15 protein-coding genes are annotated in these 20,281 nt (G+C 68.7%); 5 read left to right on the top strand and 10 right to left on the bottom strand.

Annotated elements, in window-relative coordinates:
* The first annotated feature begins 49 nt into the window (after positions 1-49).
* The gene (locus ACQPZW_RS04540; RefSeq protein WP_433793573.1) at positions 50-856 is read left to right on the top strand and encodes an S-methyl-5'-thioadenosine phosphorylase; all 807 of its coding nucleotides are present in this window, start codon (positions 50-52) and stop codon (positions 854-856) included.
* A 72-nt stretch (positions 857-928) separates the two neighbouring features.
* Here the strand turns inward: ACQPZW_RS04540 and ACQPZW_RS04535 are convergent, their stop codons facing one another.
* Positions 929-2,227, bottom strand: a complete 1,299-nt coding sequence (locus ACQPZW_RS04535) for an extracellular catalytic domain type 1 short-chain-length polyhydroxyalkanoate depolymerase (RefSeq protein WP_433793572.1) — start codon at positions 2,225-2,227, stop codon at positions 929-931.
* 253 nt (positions 2,228-2,480) lie between these two features.
* Here ACQPZW_RS04535 and ACQPZW_RS04530 point away from each other — a divergent pair, with 253 nt between their 5' ends.
* The gene (locus ACQPZW_RS04530; protein ID WP_433793571.1) at positions 2,481-3,173 is read left to right on the top strand and encodes a lytic transglycosylase domain-containing protein; all 693 of its coding nucleotides are present in this window, start codon (positions 2,481-2,483) and stop codon (positions 3,171-3,173) included.
* A 58-nt stretch (positions 3,174-3,231) separates the two neighbouring features.
* Here ACQPZW_RS04530 and ACQPZW_RS04525 read toward each other — a convergent pair whose 3' ends face one another.
* The 3 genes from ACQPZW_RS04525 to ACQPZW_RS04515 all read right to left on the bottom strand — a co-directional run bounded on the left by ACQPZW_RS04525 (position 3,232) and on the right by ACQPZW_RS04515 (position 8,297).
* The gene (locus ACQPZW_RS04525) at positions 3,232-5,322 is read right to left on the bottom strand and encodes a carboxypeptidase-like regulatory domain-containing protein (protein WP_433793570.1); all 2,091 of its coding nucleotides are present in this window, start codon (positions 5,320-5,322) and stop codon (positions 3,232-3,234) included.
* A 511-nt stretch (positions 5,323-5,833) separates the two neighbouring features.
* Positions 5,834-6,796 carry an NAD-dependent epimerase/dehydratase family protein gene (locus tag ACQPZW_RS04520; protein WP_433793569.1) on the bottom strand — a complete coding sequence of 321 codons (963 nt, stop codon included), beginning with the start codon at positions 6,794-6,796 and terminating at the stop codon, positions 5,834-5,836.
* A gap of 403 nt (positions 6,797-7,199) precedes the next feature.
* Positions 7,200-8,297: an acyltransferase family protein gene (locus ACQPZW_RS04515; protein WP_433793568.1), complete on the bottom strand. Its 1,098-nt coding sequence runs from the start codon at positions 8,295-8,297 to the stop codon at positions 7,200-7,202.
* Between the two features lie 344 nt (positions 8,298-8,641).
* On the opposite strand from ACQPZW_RS04515, the gene ACQPZW_RS04510 reads away from it, so the two are divergent.
* Together ACQPZW_RS04510 and ACQPZW_RS04505 are read left to right on the top strand one after the other, a co-directional pair.
* Entirely contained in the window at positions 8,642-9,874 is a 1,233-nt protein-coding gene (locus tag ACQPZW_RS04510; protein ID WP_433793567.1) for a glycosyltransferase, read from the top strand.
* 86 nt (positions 9,875-9,960) lie between these two features.
* Positions 9,961-10,785, top strand: coding sequence for a glycosyltransferase family 2 protein (locus tag ACQPZW_RS04505; RefSeq protein ID WP_433793566.1), 825 nt, complete (start codon positions 9,961-9,963; stop codon positions 10,783-10,785).
* 20 nt (positions 10,786-10,805) lie between these two features.
* Here the strand turns inward: ACQPZW_RS04505 and ACQPZW_RS04500 are convergent, their stop codons facing one another.
* From ACQPZW_RS04500 to ACQPZW_RS04480, 5 genes are read right to left on the bottom strand one after another with little or no spacing between them, the layout of a single operon-like run.
* Positions 10,806-11,888 carry a glycosyltransferase family 2 protein gene (locus tag ACQPZW_RS04500; RefSeq protein WP_433793565.1) on the bottom strand — a complete coding sequence of 361 codons (1,083 nt, stop codon included), beginning with the start codon at positions 11,886-11,888 and terminating at the stop codon, positions 10,806-10,808.
* 1 nt (position 11,889) lies between these two features.
* Positions 11,890-13,170, bottom strand: coding sequence for a lipopolysaccharide biosynthesis protein (locus ACQPZW_RS04495; RefSeq protein WP_433793564.1), 1,281 nt, complete (start codon positions 13,168-13,170; stop codon positions 11,890-11,892).
* A 38-nt stretch (positions 13,171-13,208) separates the two neighbouring features.
* Positions 13,209-14,585, bottom strand: coding sequence for an O-antigen ligase family protein (locus ACQPZW_RS04490; protein WP_433793563.1), 1,377 nt, complete (start codon positions 14,583-14,585; stop codon positions 13,209-13,211).
* Between the two features lie 56 nt (positions 14,586-14,641).
* On the bottom strand, positions 14,642-15,445 hold the full coding sequence (locus ACQPZW_RS04485; protein ID WP_433793562.1) for a Wzz/FepE/Etk N-terminal domain-containing protein: 804 nt from the start codon (positions 15,443-15,445) through the stop codon (positions 14,642-14,644).
* Positions 15,446-15,464: 19 nt separating this feature from the next.
* The gene (locus ACQPZW_RS04480) at positions 15,465-16,835 is read right to left on the bottom strand and encodes an exopolysaccharide biosynthesis polyprenyl glycosylphosphotransferase (protein WP_433793561.1); all 1,371 of its coding nucleotides are present in this window, start codon (positions 16,833-16,835) and stop codon (positions 15,465-15,467) included.
* A gap of 1,214 nt (positions 16,836-18,049) precedes the next feature.
* Here ACQPZW_RS04480 and ACQPZW_RS04475 point away from each other — a divergent pair.
* The gene (locus ACQPZW_RS04475) at positions 18,050-19,036 is read left to right on the top strand and encodes a hypothetical protein (RefSeq protein WP_433793560.1); all 987 of its coding nucleotides are present in this window, start codon (positions 18,050-18,052) and stop codon (positions 19,034-19,036) included.
* Between the two features lie 166 nt (positions 19,037-19,202).
* Here the strand turns inward: ACQPZW_RS04475 and ACQPZW_RS04470 are convergent, their stop codons facing one another.
* Positions 19,203-20,261, bottom strand: coding sequence for a hypothetical protein (locus ACQPZW_RS04470; RefSeq protein WP_433793559.1), 1,059 nt, complete (start codon positions 20,259-20,261; stop codon positions 19,203-19,205).
* Between the last annotated feature and the right edge of the window lie 20 nt (positions 20,262-20,281).

Below are 20,281 nucleotides of genomic sequence, written 5' to 3'. Positions count from 1 at the left end.
CATGACTCGCACATTAGCTTGCGATTCCGGCCATGGATAAGGTCTGGACATGAACCCGCCACCTACGGCAGCAGAGATCGGCGTCATCGGCGGATCGGGGCTGTATGCGCTCCTCGACAACGCCACCGAACTCGAGGTCGACACCCCGTACGGTTCGCCGTCGGACCGGATCACCGTGGCCGAGGTGGGTGGGCGCCGGGTGGCGTTCCTGCCCCGGCACGGCCGTGACCACCGGTTTCCCCCGCACAGGATTCCCTATCGGGCCAATCTGTGGGCGCTGCGCTCGCTCGGCGTCCGGCAGATCGTCGCGCCCTGCGCGGTCGGCGGCCTGCGCCCCGAGCTCGGGCCGGGCACGTTCGTGGTGCCTGACCAGCTGATCGACCGCACCAGCGGCCGTGAGCAGACGTTCTACGACTCCGGCGCGGTGCACGTGTCGTTCGCCGATCCGTACTGTCCGGTCGGACGTGCCACGGTGCTGGATTCCGCCGAGCGGGTGAGCGCCGTCGACGGCGGGACGATGGTCGTGGTCGAGGGGCCACGCTTCTCGACCCGCGCCGAGTCGCGCTGGTTCACCTCGATCGGTGGCACGATCGTGAACATGACCGGTCACCCGGAAGCGGTCCTGGCCCGCGAGCTGGCTCTCTGTTACACGGCGATCGCCCTGGTCACCGACCTGGACGCGGGCGTCGAGGGCGACCACGGCGTGACTCAGGAGGAGGTCTTCTCGGTCTTCGCCGACAATACGGCCCGCCTGCGCGGGGTGCTCCTCGATGCGGTGGCCAAGCTCCCGGCCGAGCGTTCCTGCCCCTGCAAGGATGCCCTGGCGGGCATCAAACTGCCTTTCGACCTTCCTTAGGGGTACGAGCTACGCGCGCCGTTTCGGGGATGAGGCCGAGGTGGGGAACCCGGTCTCATCCCCGAGAGCTCGTCAGGCTACGGCGCAGGCGGCGCCGTTGAGGGTGAAGGCAGTGGGTTTCGTGGCGCCGCCGGTGTGGGTGGCCTGGAAGCCGAAGGTCTGTGACGCGCCGGCGGTGAGCGTGCCGTTGTAGGACACGTTGGTGGCGGCGACGGCCCCACTGGACGGGCTGACCGTCGCGTTCCAGGAGTTGGTCACGGTCTGCCCGGCCGGCAGGGTGAACCGGAGCGTCCAGCCGTTGACGGTGGCCGTGCCGGTGTTGGTGACGGTGACCGACGCGGTGAAGCCGGTGCTCCACGAGTTGACGGTGTAGCCCACCCGGCAACCGCCGGTGGGGGCCGGTGACGACGGGCCGGGCGAGGACGGGCCGGGCGACGACGGTGACGGCGTGGTGGTGTCGAGCCCGAGGAAGTGCACGGCCGCGGCGGCGTCGACCGGGAGGTTGTGGCTGACCCCGTTCAGGCTGATCGCCTCGACCGGGGCGGTGTCGCCGGTTCCGCCGTACCGGGTCCGGGTGTATCCGCTCTGCGGGGTGTCGGTGAACGACGGCGTCTGGGTGAGGCCGTGGACGTTGGTCCACTGGTCGATCTGCTCACCGAAGTTGGGGTAGCGCAGCACCTCGTCGTTGGTGCCGTGCCAGGTCTGCATGCGCGGCCGGCGGCCGGTGTACCCGGGGTAGGCGTTGCGGACCAGATCGCCCCACTGCTGCGGGGTCTTCGTGACCAGGCCGTTGGCGCAGTCGCTGTTCCACTCGGAGCCGTTGGTGGTGGCGAAGCAGCCGAACGGCACCCCGGCGAAGGCCGATCCCGCGCTGAACACGTCGGGGTAGAGCCCCAGCAGCACGTTGGTCATCATCGCTCCGCTGGAGACGCCGGTGGCCACGATCATGTCGGCGTCGACCGGGTAGCGGGCCCGCACGTAGTCGATCATCGACTTGATGCCGACCGGGTCGCTGCCGCCACCGCGGGTCAGCGCCTGCGGGGAGGCGACGTCGAAGCACTGGCTGCTCCGGGTCACCGACGGGTAGACGACGATGTAGCCGTACCGGTCGGCCAGCGACGCGAACTGGGATCCGCTGTAGAAGGCCGGCCCGGTGCCGGTGCAGTAGTGGACGGCCACGAGCAGACCCGGCCGGGGCGCCAGGTTGTCCGGGACGTAGAGGTACATCCGCAGGTTGCTGGGGTTGGCCCCGAAGCCGGTGACCTCGGTCAGCGCGGCCGCGGAGGCCGGTTGTGGCAGGGCGACGGCGGCCACCGCGGTCGCCACCAGCATGCCGATGGCGGCCAGCAGGGCCTTCACTTTCGATCTCATGGGGGATTCCTTGCGGGGATCGTGGGGACGGGGACGCTTCAGCACGGAGGCTGCCCGATCTCCACCTCGCCCCCGACACGAAAGCATCGACAAGTATGTATTGGTGGCGTGGGTCACGCCAGTCCGTCCCACCGCCGGGCCCTCTCGCCCACCGGCCCCACGCGTATGATCCGACCCACTTCACTGCACAACGATCTGCCGGTGGACCGTCGTACTCCCCGAGGACGATCCACGGCTGTCGAAGGGACCCCCGGTGACTCGACCGCAACGTTTCCAGGCCGTCGGCGCGCGCGTCGCGTCGGTGACGCTGCTGCTGGCCGGCGCGGCCGGCGGCTTCCACCTGGCGCAGCAGAGCGACGCCCGCGATCAGTCGGCCGCCGACGCCCGGCAGGCGGTGCTCGCCGCCGAGCAGGCCACGGTGCAGCGCGAGGCGAAACATGCCGCGGACCGGGCGGCCCGGGCCGAGTCGGAGCGCACCGCCGCCCAGAAGGCCTCGACCATGGCCAGGACCGCCGCGGCGGACGCCCGCAAACTCGACGCCGCACAGAAGAGGGACACCGCCGAGAAGAAGGCGGCGGCCGACCGGGCCGCCCTGACCGGCCCGGTGCCCTACACCGGCACGATCCCGGCCTCCTGCAAGAGCTTCAACGGCAGCCGTGAGATCGGCTGCGCGCTGATGATCAAGGCGGGCTTCGACTTCGACGAGTTCTCCTGCCTGAACAAGCTGTGGGATCACGAGAGCGGCTGGAACTACAAGGCCACCAACCGCAGCTCCGGCGCCTACGGGATCCCCCAGGCGTACCCCGGGTCCAAGATGGGCTCGGTGGCCGACGACTGGCGCATCAGCCCGGCCACCCAGATCACCTGGGGTCTCGGCTACATCAAGGGCCGCTACGACTCCCCCTGCGGAGCCTGGAACCACTTCCAGAGCGCCGGCTCCTACTGAGACGCGAACGCCCCGGGCTCGTCACCGAGCCCGGGGCGTCTCCGATCCTGTCGCGGCGTCAGCCGAGCGTCACGTTGACGCGCTTCGTGCCGGACGCCGGGATGCTCACCCGCTTCGCGTCGTCCCGGCCGGTCGCGTGGTCGTACCACCCGGTCTTGATGGTGTCTCCCTCGCCGGTGGCCAACCAACTGATCTTGACCGGCTGACCGCCGATCACCGGCATGCGGTACGTCCCGCCGGGGCCCTGGCCGTAGCTGTCGAAATCGGCCATCTGGTCACCGGTGACCGCGTTGATCACGGTGAGCCGCCAGCCGTCGGCCGGCAATCCGGCCGGGATGGTGACCTTGCCGGTCAGTGTGGAGCCGCGTGCCAGCTCGATGTCGTAGGTCGCCGCGCCGTCCGAGGTGACCGGAATCGCCACCGCCTTGAAACGGTCGCCGACGTTGCCGGACCACTGGCGCGGGTGACCGGACGCGGTGAACGACAGCGGCCACGAGTACGGCCCGAGCTTCCCGATCGTGTACCGCCCCTGGGCGTCGGTGTTGACGCTGTGGATGGGACCGGGCCCGAAGCCCCAGGCGGTGAACGAGACGTCGGCGTCCTCGATCGGAGCGCCGTCCGCCCCCTTGACCACGCCGGTGATCGATCCGGCCCGGTCGAGGCGCACCGCCGGCGCCGTCGCCGTCAGGTCGGCCTGGACCACGATCCGGGCCGCCGCCTTCTGATCGCCGGTGCCGCCGGACCGCCCGATCCACTGGTGTCCGTAGCCGCCCGGGGCGACGGCGAAGGCCTCGTAGGTCCCGGGCGCGAGCGCGGCGCTGATCGACGTGCCCTGCGACTCGGTGCAGTCGCCGTACCCGTCCGGGAGCCCGCCGCGACCGATCGCCGTCAGGACGAAGCAGGTCTCACCGACCGCCCGGCCGGTGGCGCGGTCGGTGGCGTTGAACGACACCTTGCCGCCCTTGGCCAGCGGCACCGTGACCGTGGCGGTCTCCCCGGCGACGAGCGTCACCGGGTTGTCCCGGTCACGCAGGAAGTAGGTGGACTCGCCCGGCACGACGTCGACCAGGCCCGCTCCCGGCGTCAGATCGGCCACCGTGGCCACCCCGCCGACCGCGCAGCCCTGGTCGAACCCGCCGGCCGCCTCGACCTGCACGCAGAAGTCGGTGGCCGGAGCGCCGGTGACCTCGTCGACCGCCCGGACGGCGAGCGTCGCGCCGGTGAGCCACGTGTCGTCCACCACGACGTCCGCCCCGCCGTCGACGGTGATCACCGCGGCGTCACCGGAGTTGTTCTCGCCGTGGGCCCACTGGGTGCGGGTGCCGGACGGATTGGCGAACGAGACCCGGTAGTCGCTCGGGAACACGTCGTCGACCCGCCAGCGGCCGTCGGCCCCCGTGGTGGCCCCGTAGCCGTGCTCGTCGTCGGTGGACGTGACGAAGACCTGGAAGTCGGCCTTCGCGGCGCCGTCCGCACCGACCAGCCGCCCCGACACGGAGGCCGGCTTCAGCACCGAGTCGTCAGCGACGACGGTCTGCCCGGCGGCGACGGTGTGCACCTTGGCCTTGGCCCGGTCGACCGCCCCGGGGACGTACTGCTCGGCCCCGTTGGGGTCGGCCTGGAAACCCAGGACGTAGTCACCGGGAAGGACCGGGAACGAGTAGTCTCCGGCGTCGTCGGTGTAGCCACCGTGGATCCGCCGGTCTCCGGCGTAGAGGAGGACCTCGATCCAGACCAGCGGACTGCCGTCGACAGCGGTGAGCCGCCCCCGGAACGTCCCGGTGGGCAACAGCGTCTCGGAGACCTCGACGGTCGCACCCGCGGCCACGACTATCGTGTCGGCGTCGTTCTCATCGACCGCCCGCGGCGCCCACTGCCTGGCCGCGTCCGGCCCGAACCCGACGTGGTGATCACCCGCCCAGACCGTGATCCGATACCGTCCGGCGTCATCGGTGTAGGTGGAGGCGTGCGAGTCGTCGGCGAGGTTGCGGGCATCCACCTGCACCCAGGCGGCCGGCGCGCCGCCGGAGCCGGTGAGCACGCCCTCGACGACCCCGGTGGCCCGTCGCCGCTCGTCGACGGTGAGCGTCCCGCCGGCCGGAACCTGGTAGGTCTCGCCCGCGTCCTGACTGAGCGCCCCGGGGCCCACTGGATCAGCGACTCGGTCTGGAACGACAGCTTCACCGGGCCCTCCGGCACACCCGTCAAGCTGTAGCGCCCTTCGGCGTCGGTGCCGGCCCCGTCGAGATACGACCCGTCCTCGGCGCCCCAGAGCACCACCCAGGCGTCGGCGATCGGCGCCCCCGTGTGGTCGGTGAAGACACCGTCGACGTTTCCGGCTCCCGCGGCGGCCGCCGCGGGAGCCGCTGCCGCTCCGGCCATCAGCAGCCCGGCAGCGACCACGCCACCCAGCCGAACGAGCAGAGATCTGATCACACAAGCCCCCATGGCGATGACAGGCAACTAGACCGATGTCGATCCGTCACATGGGCCGCAGCATAGATGAACGCCCTGGCAGTTTCAGCAGAGCCGAGCGCCGGATGTCCATATAGGTGATCGACTCTGCCCGGCCGGCCGGGCGCGCGGGTGGGCGGGGCGGGGCGGGCATCCGGCCGCCGAGGCGACGCGCCCGGCGGGCGGCTATGCGATGACGCCGGCGGTCAGAGGCATCCGCTGCCGGACAACTCCACTCCCTCTTCGGCGGCCTTGAACCAGTCGATCGTCGTCTGAAGCCCGAGATCCAGATCCGAGTCGCACGCTTCGGGCATCAACGTCCGCAACCGGTTGTTGTCCGCCTGCGAGTCCCGCACATCGCCGGGCCGGGTCCGGGCGAACTGGATGTCGATCGACCGGCCGCTGAGCAGCTCGATCCTCTTGGCCAGGTCGACGATCGTCGTGCGCGTGCCGAAGGCCAGGTTGACGGGCGACGGACACGACACGCCCTTCAGGGCCGTGTCCGCGAGGACCGACACCAGGGATCCGACATAGGTGAAGTCCCGGGACTGGGCACCGTCACCGTGGATGACGAGAGGCCGGCCACGGAGCGCCGCGTCGATGAAGGAGGGAACGACTGCCGCATACGGATGGTCCGGCGACTGGAGCGGGCCGTAGACGTTGAAGAACCTGAACGCGACCGCCGGGAAACGGTACGTCGATGCATACGCCAGCGTGTACGCCTCGGCCGCGAGCTTGTTGGCCGCGTAGGGGCTGGCCGGCGCGGTGGCGTCGTCCTCGCTGATGGGCAGCTTCCGCGTCTGCCCGTACACGGCCGACGACGAGGCGAAGACGAGTGCCTTCTGGAAGGTCCGGCAGGCGTCCAGAATCCCCACCGTGCCGTTCACGTTGACCTCATGGCTCGACAGCGGATCCATGATCGAGAGGGGTACGGACGGCTGGGCCGCCAGGTGAACGATCGAGTCGCTGCGTTCGACCAGGTCCCACACCGTGTCGCGATCGAGGATCGAGCCTCTGATCACCTCGACCGGAAGCGACTCGATGTTGGCGGCGACCCCCGTGCTGAAGTCGTCGAGAACCGTGACGCTCTCGACGTCGGGCCTCCCGACGAGCTCGCTGCACAGATTCGCACCGATGAAGCCGGCTCCGCCGGTCACAAGAATTCTCATCTTTAAATCTCGCCCAATTATTGAGATCGAAGTCTGACGCTATTCAATTGCACGGCGGGTCGCCCGGCCCTTACGCTCCCGGGCCGGCGGTGCGGGGATTGTCGATTGAGGAGGCTTCCTCCCGGGCCCACCGCCCGAGGGCGGCCGGGCATCACATACGAACGATCGATGTCAACGTTGTACAACAGAGCCCGGGAGGGCCGGTGGCGGACGATTCAACCAAGCCGCGTGTGGCGCGGTAATTCACCGGAGAGAGCTAATCCGATCAGCCGCCGCAGACGGGTCACCGGCCACAAAGAAGAGGCGTTGAGCCCACGTCATGCGGGCGCCGTCCACCCCGGCGTCCTCGTCGCCATGGCGGCCGGACCGACGCGATAATCTCCCCGGCCGACCGGTTTCGGCCCTAGACCCGGGACATCACTTTTCCGGAAGACGTGGATCCGAGCAGTCGCCGGCGGAGCCGGGTCTGAATCGGGCCGTCGACGCACCGGTTCACCACAACGCTCGCCACGAGGGCCAGCACTATCGCCAGAAGCAGCATCACCACTCGGAGACCGAGCCCGGCTCCGGGCAGAACGCTGTCGAATGCGATCCTGGAAAGGAACAGGATGACAAAGGGATGGAAAAGGTAGAGGGCGTAGCTGGCGTCGCCCAATTCCACCAGCAGTCTCATCCACCGGCCGGCTGACAGGGCGGGCTCGGTCAGCAGGCCCCCTACGACCACGAGAACGGATGGGACGCCGTACTGGACGAATCGTTCGTCAAATCCGGCAGAGAAGAGATCCCACGTGTCCGCGGCCACCAGCAGAGTGAAGCCCACGGCGATCATGATGACGCCCGTGACAGCGCCCGACGTCCGGCCTCCCGCGAAGACTCCTTGATTTACACGAGACCTCTCGTAAGCCGCCCAGAGCAGGATTCCGGACAGGAACTCCAGGAACAGGCTGCTCTGGTAGAAGCGGACGAGGTACCACCCGGACGGTGAGACCCATCCGCTCAGCACCAGCAGGAAGAGCAGCACCGCCGCGACGGTGAGACCGCGCTTCGCGCTCCCGGTGGCCAGCAACGCGAGCGCCACCACCACGTAGAAGAACATCTCGTAGCTCAGTGTCCAGCCGGCCTCGAGAATCGGCCCGGGCCTCGTCGCCATCTCATAGGGGATGAAGAGAGCCGATTTCAGCAGTCCGTCCGGGGAGACCTCGGTGCTGTTGATCCGGTGGGGAAAGGCCGCGACCGCGACCGCCGTCAGTACAGTGGCGACCAGGTAGATCGGCACCACTCTGATGATGCGGCTCCGCATGAATCCCTCCGGCCTTTTAAAGGCCGTACGGGCGATGATGAAGCCGCTGATGACGAAGAAGATGTCGACACCCCACGCACCCGTTTGCGGGAATCCATATCCACCGCCCGGCGGGTTGCAATGAAAATAGACGACCGCAGTCGCAGCTATGGCGCGCAGGACCTGAATACTTCGGACCGTTCCGCCGCTTGCAGTAGCCATGGAAACGACCGTAGCAGAGGCAACCGTTCCTTCCGGCGAGCGAGGCGAGCGCTCAGAATTCCCGCCACGATCTGCTGAATCGATGCCACCGAACACCTCGAAGTGAGCATCCATCTCGTTTCGGTGACCGGTATCGGGCCCGGCATCGGACGATCGGCTTAACCCGCTGTGGTGAATCGGCCGGACCCCGGTTCTCTCCGCCACCGGATTCACCGAAACCTCGTTATACGACGGTGATGTCGATCGGTCGTGAACGGCTCCCATCGCACCTCGACCGGCCGAAGGGATCTTCCTGTTGAGTTCGCCCATTAATCGCGAGGACACTCTTGGATAGCGAATCGACCGTGAGCGAGAAGACTGATCACGTGGTCGCGGGCCGGGAACGGCTCGGCGTCTACGTTGACACAGTGGTCGACATCAGCCACGGGGACGGGATTCCCACCGTTCGGACCAACGCGGCCAGCCTGGCATTCCTGACCTTCGTCTGCGAGGTCGGATCCGGTTTCCCCGGCCTGACGATATTCGCGCGGCAGTCCAGTGCAGCGGGCGCCGATTTCCCCCTGCCCGGCAGCCCCGCGGTCGCCGGTCTTCCCTACTATCCAGCGGTGTCGCCCAGCGCCCTGGCGGGCAACGCCGTAGCGACCGTCCGTGCGATGTGGCGACATCTCGACGATGTCGATCACGTCTGGGTCTTCGGGCCCCATCCCTTCGGGCTCCTGCTCGTCGCGCTGGCGGCGGTCCGGCGCCGGAGGGTGACACTCGGCGTCCGGCAGGAGACCCTCGCCTATTTCGCCAGCCGGATGAAGCCGGGAGCCCGTCGCATCGGGCTCGGGGTCGCGTTGAGGCTGATGGACGCATCCTGGCGGCTGCTGTCGCGCAGGCTCCCCACCACGGTCGTCGGCGCCGGCATCGAGAAGGCCTACGGAGGACCGAGGACCGGCCTGTATCCGATGAGCGTCTCACTCGTCCGGCACCGCGACCTCATGCCGGCCGGCCCGCGGCGTGAGCTGACCGGCCCGATCGAGCTCTTGGCCGTCGGGCGGCTGGCGCCGGAGAAGAATCCGATGCTGCTGCTCGACGCGCTCGCGCTGCTGCACTCACGGCGCCCGGACCGGTTCCGGCTCACCTGGGTGGGAGACGGCGAGTTGCGGTCGGCGGTCCGCGAGAGGACGGCCGAGCTCGGTATCGAGGACATCGTCTCCCTTCCGGGGTTCGTGCCGATCGGCCGGGAACTGATGGCGTACTACCGTCGCGCGGATCTGTTCGTTCTCACCTCGGTCACCGAGGGCCTGCCACAGGCTCTCGTCGAGGCGCAGGCGAACGCCGTCCCGATCGTGGCGACCGACGTCGGAGGGGTCGGCGTGGTCCTGGACGACGGCCGGGCCGGCGTCCTGGTGCCCTCGAGGGACGCGACGGCGCTGGCCGAGTCGATCGACGGACTGGTCGAGGACAGCGCCCGCCTGTCAGCGATGGTGCAGCGGGGGCGGGAACTCGCGGAAACGCGGACCCTGGAAGCGACCTCCGCCTCGGCGGCCGCCTTCCTCAAGGCCGGAACCCAACAGAGGGCTGAGGTATGAGCACCGGAACAGATGCAGAACCCCGGGTCGCGGTAGTCATCCCGTGCTACAACGACGGCCATTTCCTTCACGAGACCCTCGGGTCCGTGCGGGAGCAGGAGGAGTGCGAGACCGTCGTCGTGGACGACGGCTCGACCGATGCGCGCACGCTCGGTGTTCTGGCGGATCTGCGGGAGTCCGGCGTGCGAGTCGTCACCCAGCAGAACCAGGGGCTGTCCGCGGCGCGGATGACCGGTGTCCGGCATACGAGTGCGCGATACATCCAGCCGCTCGACGCCGACGACCGGCTCGCGCCGGGGGCGGTGAAGCGCCTCGCGGACATCCTGGACGCGCAACCGGAGACGGACCTCGCCTGGGGTGACTACTACTGCTTCGACGCCTTCAGCGGTCGCGTGCCGGCCGCACGCAGCCTGGACCCGTGGCGGATCACGTACGTCAACGAGGTGACCGGCACCTCCCTGATCCGGCGTAGCACCCTCACGTCGGTGGGCGGCTGGGACATGGGCTCCGGGTTCGAGGACTGGGACCTCTGGATGAAGCTCGCCGAGGTCGGCGCACGGGGCGCCCACGTACCCGCAGTGACCCTGCTCTACCGGCAGCACGCCACCCCACGGATGTACCGGGAGAGCCTCGGCCGCATCAAGTCGTTGAGCACCCAGCTACGCACTCGCCGGCATCACCTGTTCGCGCAGCGACCGTCGAACTGGCGCCGGTCTCCGTCATCGTGGGGAGTCAAGGCGATGTTCCCGGTCGTCGGCGCCGTGCCCGGACTCCCGGAGCGCCGGCGACAGCAGTGCTACGCCCTCATCCGCGACATCTTCGAGCCGGACATGAGCTCCGAGGTCTTCTGGGGTCCCCGCGCGCGCTTCCGGCGGTGGCGCCGGTCCGCGACCGCCTCAAGGCCGGCCTGATGCCCCGCTGACTTCCGTGATCACCCGCGAGCACTCACTCGCGGGCCGGTCCCGGTGGCCTCACCCGCGTTTGCGGAGCTGCGACTCGTCGCCGTTCGGACCAGGTGCGCGAGAGCCCCGGCGGGCGGGCCGAACCGGGCGCAACCGACGAGGAAGCCGGCGCCCCAGGCCAGGTGCATGACGGCGAAGACCACGGGCAGCAGGGCACTGTCGACCGGACGCCGGCCGCGACTCAGTTCGCGGCCGGCGATCGTGACCGCGGCCGCGATCCACACCGCGAGCCCGGCCCGCGGCAGCCAGCCGTAGGGGCCGGGCAGGAACGCCAGGGCGGTGACGATCGAGAACGCCGGCGGCAGGACATGTGACCGTCGCATGCTCGTGGGGTGGCGACGGCTGGTCTTGACCCGGTACTGCCCGTAGCGCCAGTACTGGCGGGCGAGGGCGGGCAGGCTGTTCCGCGGGGTGTATGTCGCGGCCATCGCGGGGAGGCACACGATACGGCCGCCGGCCGCCCGCACACGCGCCGCGAGCTCGCCGTCCTCGTTGACCGGCCAGCCCTCGTCCCACCCGTCGAGGCTCTCGAGGGTGCTCCGGCGCAGGATGCCGGTGAACCCGGTGTCCACGTACGTCTCCGGGCCGAGGCGCCGGAAGGTGGCGCCGCCGATGCCCATCGGCGTGCTCAGGGCCATGGCCACCCGCCTGGACCATCGGCCGTCGCCGGCCGCGAGAGCCGGTCCACTGGCCCATGCGACGTCCCCGGCTTCGAGGCGGGCCAACCCGGCGGCCAGGTAGCCCGCCGGATACAGCGTGTGCGCATCCATTCGCGCGATGTAGCCACCCCGTGCCGCCCTCAAGCCGATGTTGAGCGCCGCCGGGATCTGCTGTGCCGGATTGTCCAGGAGCCGGATCCGAGGCTCCCGCGCGAGGACGGCTTCGACGATCTCCCGGCTCCCGTCGGTGGAGCCCCCGTCGATGACCAGGATCTCCAGTCCACCGGGCACCTGCTGGTCACACATCATCGCCAGGGTGGTCTCGATGTGGGACGCCTCGTTGAGAACGGGTACCAGCACCGATACCGCGGGCGCGTCACTGCTCTGGGTCATGTCAGCCTTTCCACCGAGGCAACAACCGCGTCACTTGCGAGGTGTCGGACAGGCGCGGCAGGAGCGAGCGGTACTGCAGGCCGAGGGTCCGATGGACGAGGACCAATGCGACGAAGCCGCAGATCAGATACGACATCGCGGACGCGAAGGCCGCGCCCGTCGCTCCGAACGGCGGGATCATCACCAGGTACAGGGCGATCGCGACCGCGAAGCCGACACCGTGGGCGATCGACTCGAGGACCGGCTTCTGCTGGGCCACCAGTGCCGTACCGAAGATGTTCAACGCCATCAGCCCGAAGGCGCCGAAGGCCAGGATCCGAAGGTCGAGCACGGAGTCCGAGAACTCCGGGCCGAAGATGGTGACACAGAGGAACGGGGCGGCCAGCACGGTTCCACCGACGAGGACCAGCACCAGGACGACGCAGACGCGGAAGATGCGCGCGGACTGACGGCCGGCATCCTCGGCCGAGGCCCGCAACAGGTCCGGCCGGAAGGTCACGCTCACCGCCCGGGACAGGTGGACGATGGCGTCGAACCATGCCACGGCGACGCTGTAGGTGCCGAGCTCGCGAGCGCCGCCGTACGCGCCGAGGATCCAGGTGTCCAGACGGTAGGCGCCGGTCAGCATGACGCCGCCGACGTGACTGCGAAGCCCGAACCCGAGGATCTGCCGGAGGAGGGGTGCCGAGGGTACGGCGAATCCGGACGACCGGCCGACCTGGACGACGACCAGCCCCGCGGAGACGGCGAGACCGAGGACCCAGTTCATGACGGCGACCCGGATCGTCAGGCCGTCCGCAGCGGCGAAGCCCACGTTGAGGATCAGGGTGGTGAGCGGTGCGCTGATCCATCCGAGGCTGGCCATCGCGAGGTCGTACGAGGCACGGGCCAGGTTCAGGAAGTTGGTCTGCAGGATCGATATGGGGATCGCACTGATCGCGATCAGGACGTCGGTGTGGGCGAATTGGATACCCGGGGTCGGGACGATCCAGAGGACGACCCAGGCCGCCGCCGCACCCAGCGCGCCCAGCACACCCGCGAGGACCACACCCGCACCGGCGAGGGCCGGCCGTTCCACCGGTCGCGCTCCGCTGATGTTGATCATGGCTTCGTAGGCGCTCAGCGTGGCCAGGAAGGCGACCAGACCCGAGACGCTGGTGAGAAAGGCGACCTCACCACGGCCGGTCGCGCCCAGCATGCGCGCGGTGAGCACCACGTTGGCCAGCCCACCCGCAGAAGCGACGAGGTAGGACCCGTAGGTCTGAACCGCCGCGCGCACCATTGGCGGCCGGCGGTCCTTCGGCACTGTCGACTCGTTCTTCATGATGCGGCGCACGACCCGGTGACCGGTGCCATCTCTGCCTGCTCCCCCGACTGCCGTGGTGTCTCGAGCCGCGCCAGCGACAGCAGGATCGGTCCGATCGCCAGCAGAATCCACAACCTGAAGTCCCGCCCCAGGTTGAGGAACGCGGCCGATCCGAGCATCGATACGACGGCCACCGCCACGCTGCGGCTCAACGCCGCCAGGTCGCGACGGCCGACCGTGGCGAAGAGGCGAGCGGCACGCAGCGAACACCAGATGCAGGACACGATGATCGCGAGGAACAGCCCGAGGCCGATCACGCCGCTGTCCACCCAGAGCTGCAGGTAGGTGTTGTGGGCCACGTACGGCCGTTCCGCAACGGCGGAGGCACTCTGCACCTCGCCGATCTTCAGCGCGACGGACGCCTTGTGAACCTGGAAGTTGTCCAGTCCCAGACCCACGATCGGGTTCTCCAGGGTCAACTGGACCGCGGCCCGCCACAGGTCCTCCCGGCCGGACCCACCGTCGCCGGAGGCGACCATCCGTTGCCACGCGGGCGGGAAGCTGTAGAACCACAGTGCGGCCGGTGCCGCCACGCACGCCGAAGCCGCCAGCACCCGGCCGATGACCTGCCTGAAGATCACCAGGGCCGCGATGAACGCGATGCCGGCCGAGATCACCACCATGCGTGATGCCGTTCCGGCCGCGGCAGTCGCCAGCACCAGGATCGCCGCCGCAACTGTCGACCGGACCCAGGCACGGCGGGCCACACACGCCAGACCGAACGCCAGGATCGCCGCGGCGACGAGCCCGGCACCCAACCCGTTGGGGTCCCCGGCGGCTCCCGTGACACGGTTGTCCATGCTGGTCAGCGGGTCCGCCGAGGCGGAGGCCGTCGAACGCAGGGCGATCATGCCGATCACGGCGGCAAGCGTCGCCGACGCGACGAATGTGGTCGCCAGGAGCAGGAGCCGTCTGGTGGAGGTGATGAGGGTCAGCGCCAGGCCGAAGACCGCCAGCGGGATCGGCCACCACCGGTACTCCCGCAGGACGGCGGCCGGGTCGGCCGCCCACAGCATCGTCGCCCCGAACCACAGGTACATCGCGAGGACGAGGGCGACGAGCCGGCGGAACTCACGGATCCGTCCGTCCATGATCGACCGGCGCCGGATCGCGTCGAGGACCCACGCCGCGACGGAGAGCACGAAGCCCGCCCTCAACAGCGCGCCACCGGCCGCGCTGGCGGAGACGAACACGGCCGGAATCCAGCACAGCAGGCCCACGGTCGGGTTCAGGAAGCAGCAGGCCGCGAGGGCCACCGCGCCCAGGGCACCGACCGCGATCCGCTCATCGAGCCCGACCAACGTCCCGAGAGCCACCGCTGAGCAGATCACGACGGAAGCCGGCGACAAGCCGTGGAGCTGCGCGGGCAGCCTTCGGACAGGTGCTGTCATCTGTCCGAGCCATCGTCTCGCGGCGCGTACGCCGGTGCCCGTCTCTCATCGTCGGGCCTCGTTCCGTGCGCTCTGACCCATGCTGCGGCGACTCCGAGGCAGAGCCCGAGAACCGCCGACAGAGCGATCTTGTACGGTGCCGGCAGCCCGACCGGGGAGCTCGGTGGGCTTGCGGGCTGATCCATCGACAGTGAGGGATCGCCGGTTCGGATGATCAGTTCAAGCCGCTCCCCGGTGACGGCACCCGCTTTACGCGTAGTGCCCGCGGGCGGCTTGGTGCGCAGGGCGAGCAGCGTGGCCGCCCGTTTCTTGATCTCCGAGTTCCGTGTCTCGAGGGCGGTCTCCATGAACGTCGTGGCCAGGAGGGCTGCGCCGGAGGGCGAATCGGCCTGCGCCTTCACCTGGACGACATAGCTCTGTCCCAACGGCTCGAGAACGACGCCTCGATCGACGGATTCCGCGCTCCAGGGAGCGCCCAGCTTGGCGGCGGTGGCAGCGGCGACAGCCGGGGTGTCGAGCAGCGCGACGGCCGTCTGCAGCGATCGTGCGGGCTCGACCGACCCGCTGATGACGCCCAGTTCCGACAGGTCGGCATCCGCCGGGACAGGTGCGACCAGGATGTGCGCGGAAGCCTCCCATTGCGGCGGCATGACAGAGACATAGGCAGCCGTCGCGGCGACACATGCCGCAACCGCGACGGCGACGATCCGCCAGTAGCGAACGGTTCCGGCCAGCGTCGGCGCCGACGCCGGCGGCACTGGTTGCGTGCTCGGTTCGGCCTTGAGCCGGGAATTAATCACAGGGGTATGCCTAAATCGACTAGGTCCGAGGGAAGGGAGTCGTCTGGTTGGAGAGCACGCCGAGGCCTCCGGGGAGGGCCAGCGCCTGATGTGCGCTGACGTTCTGCCACTGACGATCGAAGACCAGGGTCCGGACGGTCTCCAGCAGGATCACGCAGTCAACCGAGAACGAGCGATGCTTGATGTAGTAGAGGTCGTAGCAGACCTTCAGCGCGGATCCGACTTCAGATCCCGCGTAACCGCCACGAACCTGGGCCCAGCCGGTCAGGCCCGGCCGTACGAGATGGCGGACGTCGTAGTAGGGAATCGCTGACCGCAAGCGTTCGGCCAGGCCCGGTTGTTCGGGTCGTGGACCGACGATGCTCATGTCGCCACGAAGGACGTTGACGATCTGCGGCAACTCGTCGAGGTGCGTGCGGCGCATGAACCGCCCGATCCAGGTGATCCGAGGGTCCGTACGGGACGACCACTGCTCGTGCCCGCCGGTGGAGCGCATGGAACGCATCTTCAGGATCTCGAAAGGCCGGCCTCGCTCGCCGATCCGGATCTGACGGTAGAGAGCCGGGCCGCCATCCAGTTTCACGAGGACGGCGAGGACGATCAGTACAGGCGCGGCAAGGAGGCCCGCCACCAGACTGACGACCACGTCGAGGAGCCGTTTGCTCCGGGGCGTCCCCGGTTGATAACTCGGGTGCAACACCGATTCGAGCCAGCGCGGCTCGATCGCCGCCAGCGCCGTCAACCCGAACGTCTCCTCGCAGAACGAGACCAGCTCGATCACACGGACCTTCATGTCCAGACAGTTGGCTGCCAGTAATGCGAAGGCGGAGCGACGGACCTCCTCCGAGGAGACCAGAAGGAGGTCGATCCCGTTCCGCTCGACGATGGCGGCCAGCTCGCTCTCCGGCCCCAGCCGGTGATCGTGACTCTGCAGCGGGCCGGCTGAACGCTCGCCGATGTACCCGACGAGGTGGCCGGCGGACGGATGAACGGCCAACGCCTGAGCCAGCGCCGTGACCAACTCGGCGTTGCCCAACAGCGCGACCCGGACCGCCCTGCGCCTCGGCCACCGGCAGAAGGACAGCAGAACGATCCCCAGGCTGCCGGCCACACAGACCACCGCGAGCTTCTGCGACGGCATGTTCGCCCGTCGGGCGACGAAGCCCGAGGCCAGCGTCATCACCAGGACGATCAATGGCCCACTGGCCGGTACGAGCCGCTTCGCCAAGGGAAGAAAATGGACGAATGGGCGACCCCGGCGAATGATCAAATGGGATGCGAACAGGGCCGCCATGACGGCCGGAGCCTCATACCAAGTCAGTGACTCGGTCACGACGGCAAGCCCGATTGTGGCAACCGAGACGAGGGGTGCAATTTCGATGCCGCCCATGTCCAGTGCGCGACGGAATCGTTCTCGCAAGGCGGCTTACTCCTGGTTCCGATACTTGGGCATGGCTCGATCAATGACTCACGGGCCGGACGTCGACACTTTCGATTAATTGTGCATATCAGCGCAACTCCACTACTGTCGCGCCGACATATTTCACTCGGCAGGGATCAGCCGAGCGGCCAAGGACGCTCCCGACCGGCGGACCGGCCGCACCTGACGCCGTCAGCGGACGCGCCGTCCGGCCCGAACGAGTACACGGCTTCGGAAAAGCCCAGGTCAGGAGGCATTATCACAACCGAGCCGCCACCCTCCGGGAAGTCACACCTCGATGCGACCCGGGGGCTCCGTCTCGCACGTCCCGACACCGGTCGATCGTCGCTCGCCGCCCTGAATCCCCGCCTGAATCGTGCACTTCGGGCATCGGCATCCGTGCCCGACTATTTCCTGCGTGCGGACCTCGGGCCTCGTCCAGCTTTCTCCGGTGCTGAATTGATCGCGGGTCGTGACACTTTGGATTCAGATCCTCGCGAGAAGCTCACCGCCCGGATTCACGCCAATGAAGGCGGGCCCTCCGGCCACCGAAATCCTGATCTGAATTTCTCGCTCAATTTTCGCGGACCGAGGGTCGACAGTTAAGGAGATCGCCTCTCGGCCCCACCGCCCGACGGACGACTCGGCATTGCTCATGAACGATCGATGTCACCGTTGACCAACGAGATCCCGGCGGCGCGGTGACGGACGATTCGGCGGCGACCCTGCCGAGTCGGGTGACGGGATCGGTGGCTTGTGACCGACCACACCCGCCTGTCACCCGTAACCACGATTCTCGGACTCGATCGGGTGGTTTTCCCCCGAGAGTGCCCTCCGAAAAGGAATAATCAGGACCTTCAGGGATTCTCTGTCCCCAAATAAGAAGACAATTTCTCTCCGGGCGCACTGCGCCCCCGTCGCCCGTAGGAATTCTCGCCTTGAATATCGAGGATCCGCGCCGCCAAGAGCCGGAGCCGCCAAGGCCCGCCCCGCGAGCGCCCATCACCACGCGACCGCGAGACGGCCGCGACGATCAGGCAGCCTCACCAGAGCACGAACGGACCGCCCCGACCTCGCAGCCCCGGTCCTCGACCGACCGGTGGCCGAGCGGCCGAAAGGGGTCCCCGTTCAGGCGACCTGGACTCGGCAGGGTCATCGCGGCGCTGCTCGTGGCCTCGTCGGCCATGTTGACGATCGCCAGATTCCACGAGTCGACCGACGTTCCGAGCAGTGTCGTGGACAAACTGGATCCCCGTTTCGGTGGGCGTCTCTACTCCGCTACGAGCCCGTTCAACCAGGCCATCCCCGCCAACCCCCAACTGGACCCGCGCTCGGCGGACTACGTGCGGCTGCTGAACCGCAGCAAGAAGGAGAAGGGGTTCGTGCTGGCGCTCAGCGAGTGGACGGTGCCGGCCTACTTCGCCAAGCAGACCACGGCGCGGCACGACGTCCAGATCGAGGGCTTCGATGAGGTCCGCCGCACCATGCGCGGCGTCCCCATCCCGGACAACGCCCGCCCCGACCCCGCCGAGGACGCCCACCTCACGGTGATCGACCCGGCCACCCGCTGCGGGTACGACCTCATCGGCGCGAAGAAGACCGCGGCCGGCTGGACCGCGAAATGGGCCAACGTCACCTCGACGGCGGACAGCGGGATCTATCCGTTCGGCATGTCGACCCGTGCGACCGGATTTGCGCCCCTCGCCGGCATGATCTGGCCCGCCGAGCTGCGCAGCGGCCGCATCGACCACGCGCTCGTCTTCGCCTACCCCTACACCCGCTCCGGCGGACCGGTCGCCCCCGCCACCTCCAGCGACGGCAGGACGGCTCTCGCCGCGGCGATGCCGCAGGGAGCCCGAGTCCAGCTCGACCCCACACTCGACCTCGAATCGCTGGGGCTGACGGCCCACGAGCGTACGATCGCCGTCGCCCTGCAGCGTTATGGGATGTACCTGGGCGACACCGGCGGAGCACTCGCGCTCTACGCCGTGAACCCGCAGAGCTTCGACACCAACCCGTACGCGGGACTGCTGCCCGATGAGCCCTATGTCTTCCTCGACAAGATCCCCGTCGACCGGTTCCGGGTGTTGAAGACGGGCAAGCAGGTGGCACAGACGCGCTATTCCATCGTGCCGTCGACCTGCGCTCAGATTGAAGTCATGGCCGGCTGATCGGAGTCCTGGACTCTGCTCGCCGAAACCGAAAGCCACCGCCGCGTCCTGCTCGGTCTGGAGAGACCGCAGGCGCGACGGTGGCTTTCGTACCGTCAAGGGATGAACCACACCGTCACCGCGGGCACGATCCCGGCGGGGAGATCGGCCGCGGCGATGTTCGACGTCAGTTGAGGACGTCGATCCGGGCGCAGGTCGACGGCACGATGGAATAGCGCGTCTGTGCCACCTGCTTGCCCGTCTTCAACACCCGGAACCGGTCCACCGGGATCTTGCCGAGGAGGATGGACGGTTCGGCGGGCAGCGGCAGCAGCCCTGTGTACGGGTTGGTCGCGAAGCTCTGCGGGTTCACCGCGTAGAGCGCGAGTGCGCCGCCGGTGTCGCCCAGGTACATCCCATAACGCTGCAGGGCGACGGCGATCGTACGCTCGTGGGCCGTCAATCCCAGCGTGTTGAGGTCGAGCTTGGGGTCGAGCTGGACTCGGGCGCCTTCCGGCATCGCCGCGGCCAGCGTCGTCCTGCCGTCGCTGGAGGTGGCGGGGGCGACCGGTCCGCCGGAGCGGGTGTAGGGGTAGGCGAAGACGAGCGCGTGGTCGATGCGGCCGCTGCGCAGCTCGGCGGGCCAGATCATGCCGGCGAGGGGCGCGAATCCGGTCGCACGGGTCGACATGCTGAACGGGTACACGCCGCTGTCCGTCGTCGAGGTGACGTTGGCCCACTTGGCGATCCAGCCGGCCGCGGTCTTCCTGGCGCCGATGAGGTCGTACTCGCAGCGGGTGGCCGGGTCGATCACCGTGAGGTGGGCGTCCTCGGCGGGGTCGGGGCGGGCGTTGTCCGGGATGGGGACGCCGCGCATGGTGCGGCGGACCTCATCGAAGCCCTCGATCTGGACGTCGTGCCGCGGCGTGGTCTGCTTGGTGAAGTAGGCCGGCACCGTCCACTCGGTGAGCGCGAGGTTGAACCCCTTCTCCTTCTTGCTGCGGTTCAGCAGCCGCACGTAGTCCGCCGAACGGGGATCCAGCTCGGGGTTGGCCGGGATGGCCTGGTTGAACGGGCTCGTAGCGGAGTAGAGACGCCCACCGATACGAGGATCCTGGGCCGCCGACTGGAACTGCGTCTCGCCGGCCGCCGCGTCGGCGCTGCCGGGCACCATCGTGACCGAGCTCGCCATCGCGAGCAGGGCTGCCAGCACCGGACCGTATTTTTGCAGCTTCCGACGACGCAATCTGGTTCTCCCCCGCTTGT

The organism is Actinoplanes sp. CA-252034, from assembly GCF_050956125.1.
GTDB lineage: Bacteria > Actinomycetota > Actinomycetes > Mycobacteriales > Micromonosporaceae > Actinoplanes.
The sequence above is the reverse complement of the archived record's forward strand: the minus strand, read 5'-3'. Positions and strand labels throughout refer to the sequence as shown.

What these genes read in the sequence shown, in the direction of transcription:
- ACQPZW_RS04540 (WP_433793573.1), top strand. Translation starts at nt 50, where the DNA reads ATGAACCCGCCACCTACGGCAGCAGAGATCGGCGTCATCGGCGGATCG.
- ACQPZW_RS04535 (WP_433793572.1), bottom strand. Translation starts at nt 2,227, where the DNA reads ATGAGATCGAAAGTGAAGGCCCTGCTGGCCGCCATCGGCATGCTGGTG.
- ACQPZW_RS04520 (WP_433793569.1), bottom strand. Translation starts at nt 6,796, where the DNA reads ATGAGAATTCTTGTGACCGGCGGAGCCGGCTTCATCGGTGCGAATCTG.
- ACQPZW_RS04515 (WP_433793568.1), bottom strand. Translation starts at nt 8,297, where the DNA reads ATGGCTACTGCAAGCGGCGGAACGGTCCGAAGTATTCAGGTCCTGCGC.
- ACQPZW_RS04500 (WP_433793565.1), bottom strand. Translation starts at nt 11,888, where the DNA reads ATGACCCAGAGCAGTGACGCGCCCGCGGTATCGGTGCTGGTACCCGTT.
- ACQPZW_RS04495 (WP_433793564.1), bottom strand. Translation starts at nt 13,170, where the DNA reads ATGGTGCGCGCGGCGGTTCAGACCTACGGGTCCTACCTCGTCGCTTCT.
- ACQPZW_RS04480 (WP_433793561.1), bottom strand. Translation starts at nt 16,835, where the DNA reads ATGGGCGGCATCGAAATTGCACCCCTCGTCTCGGTTGCCACAATCGGG.
- ACQPZW_RS04475 (WP_433793560.1), top strand. Translation starts at nt 18,050, where the DNA reads ATGTTGACGATCGCCAGATTCCACGAGTCGACCGACGTTCCGAGCAGT.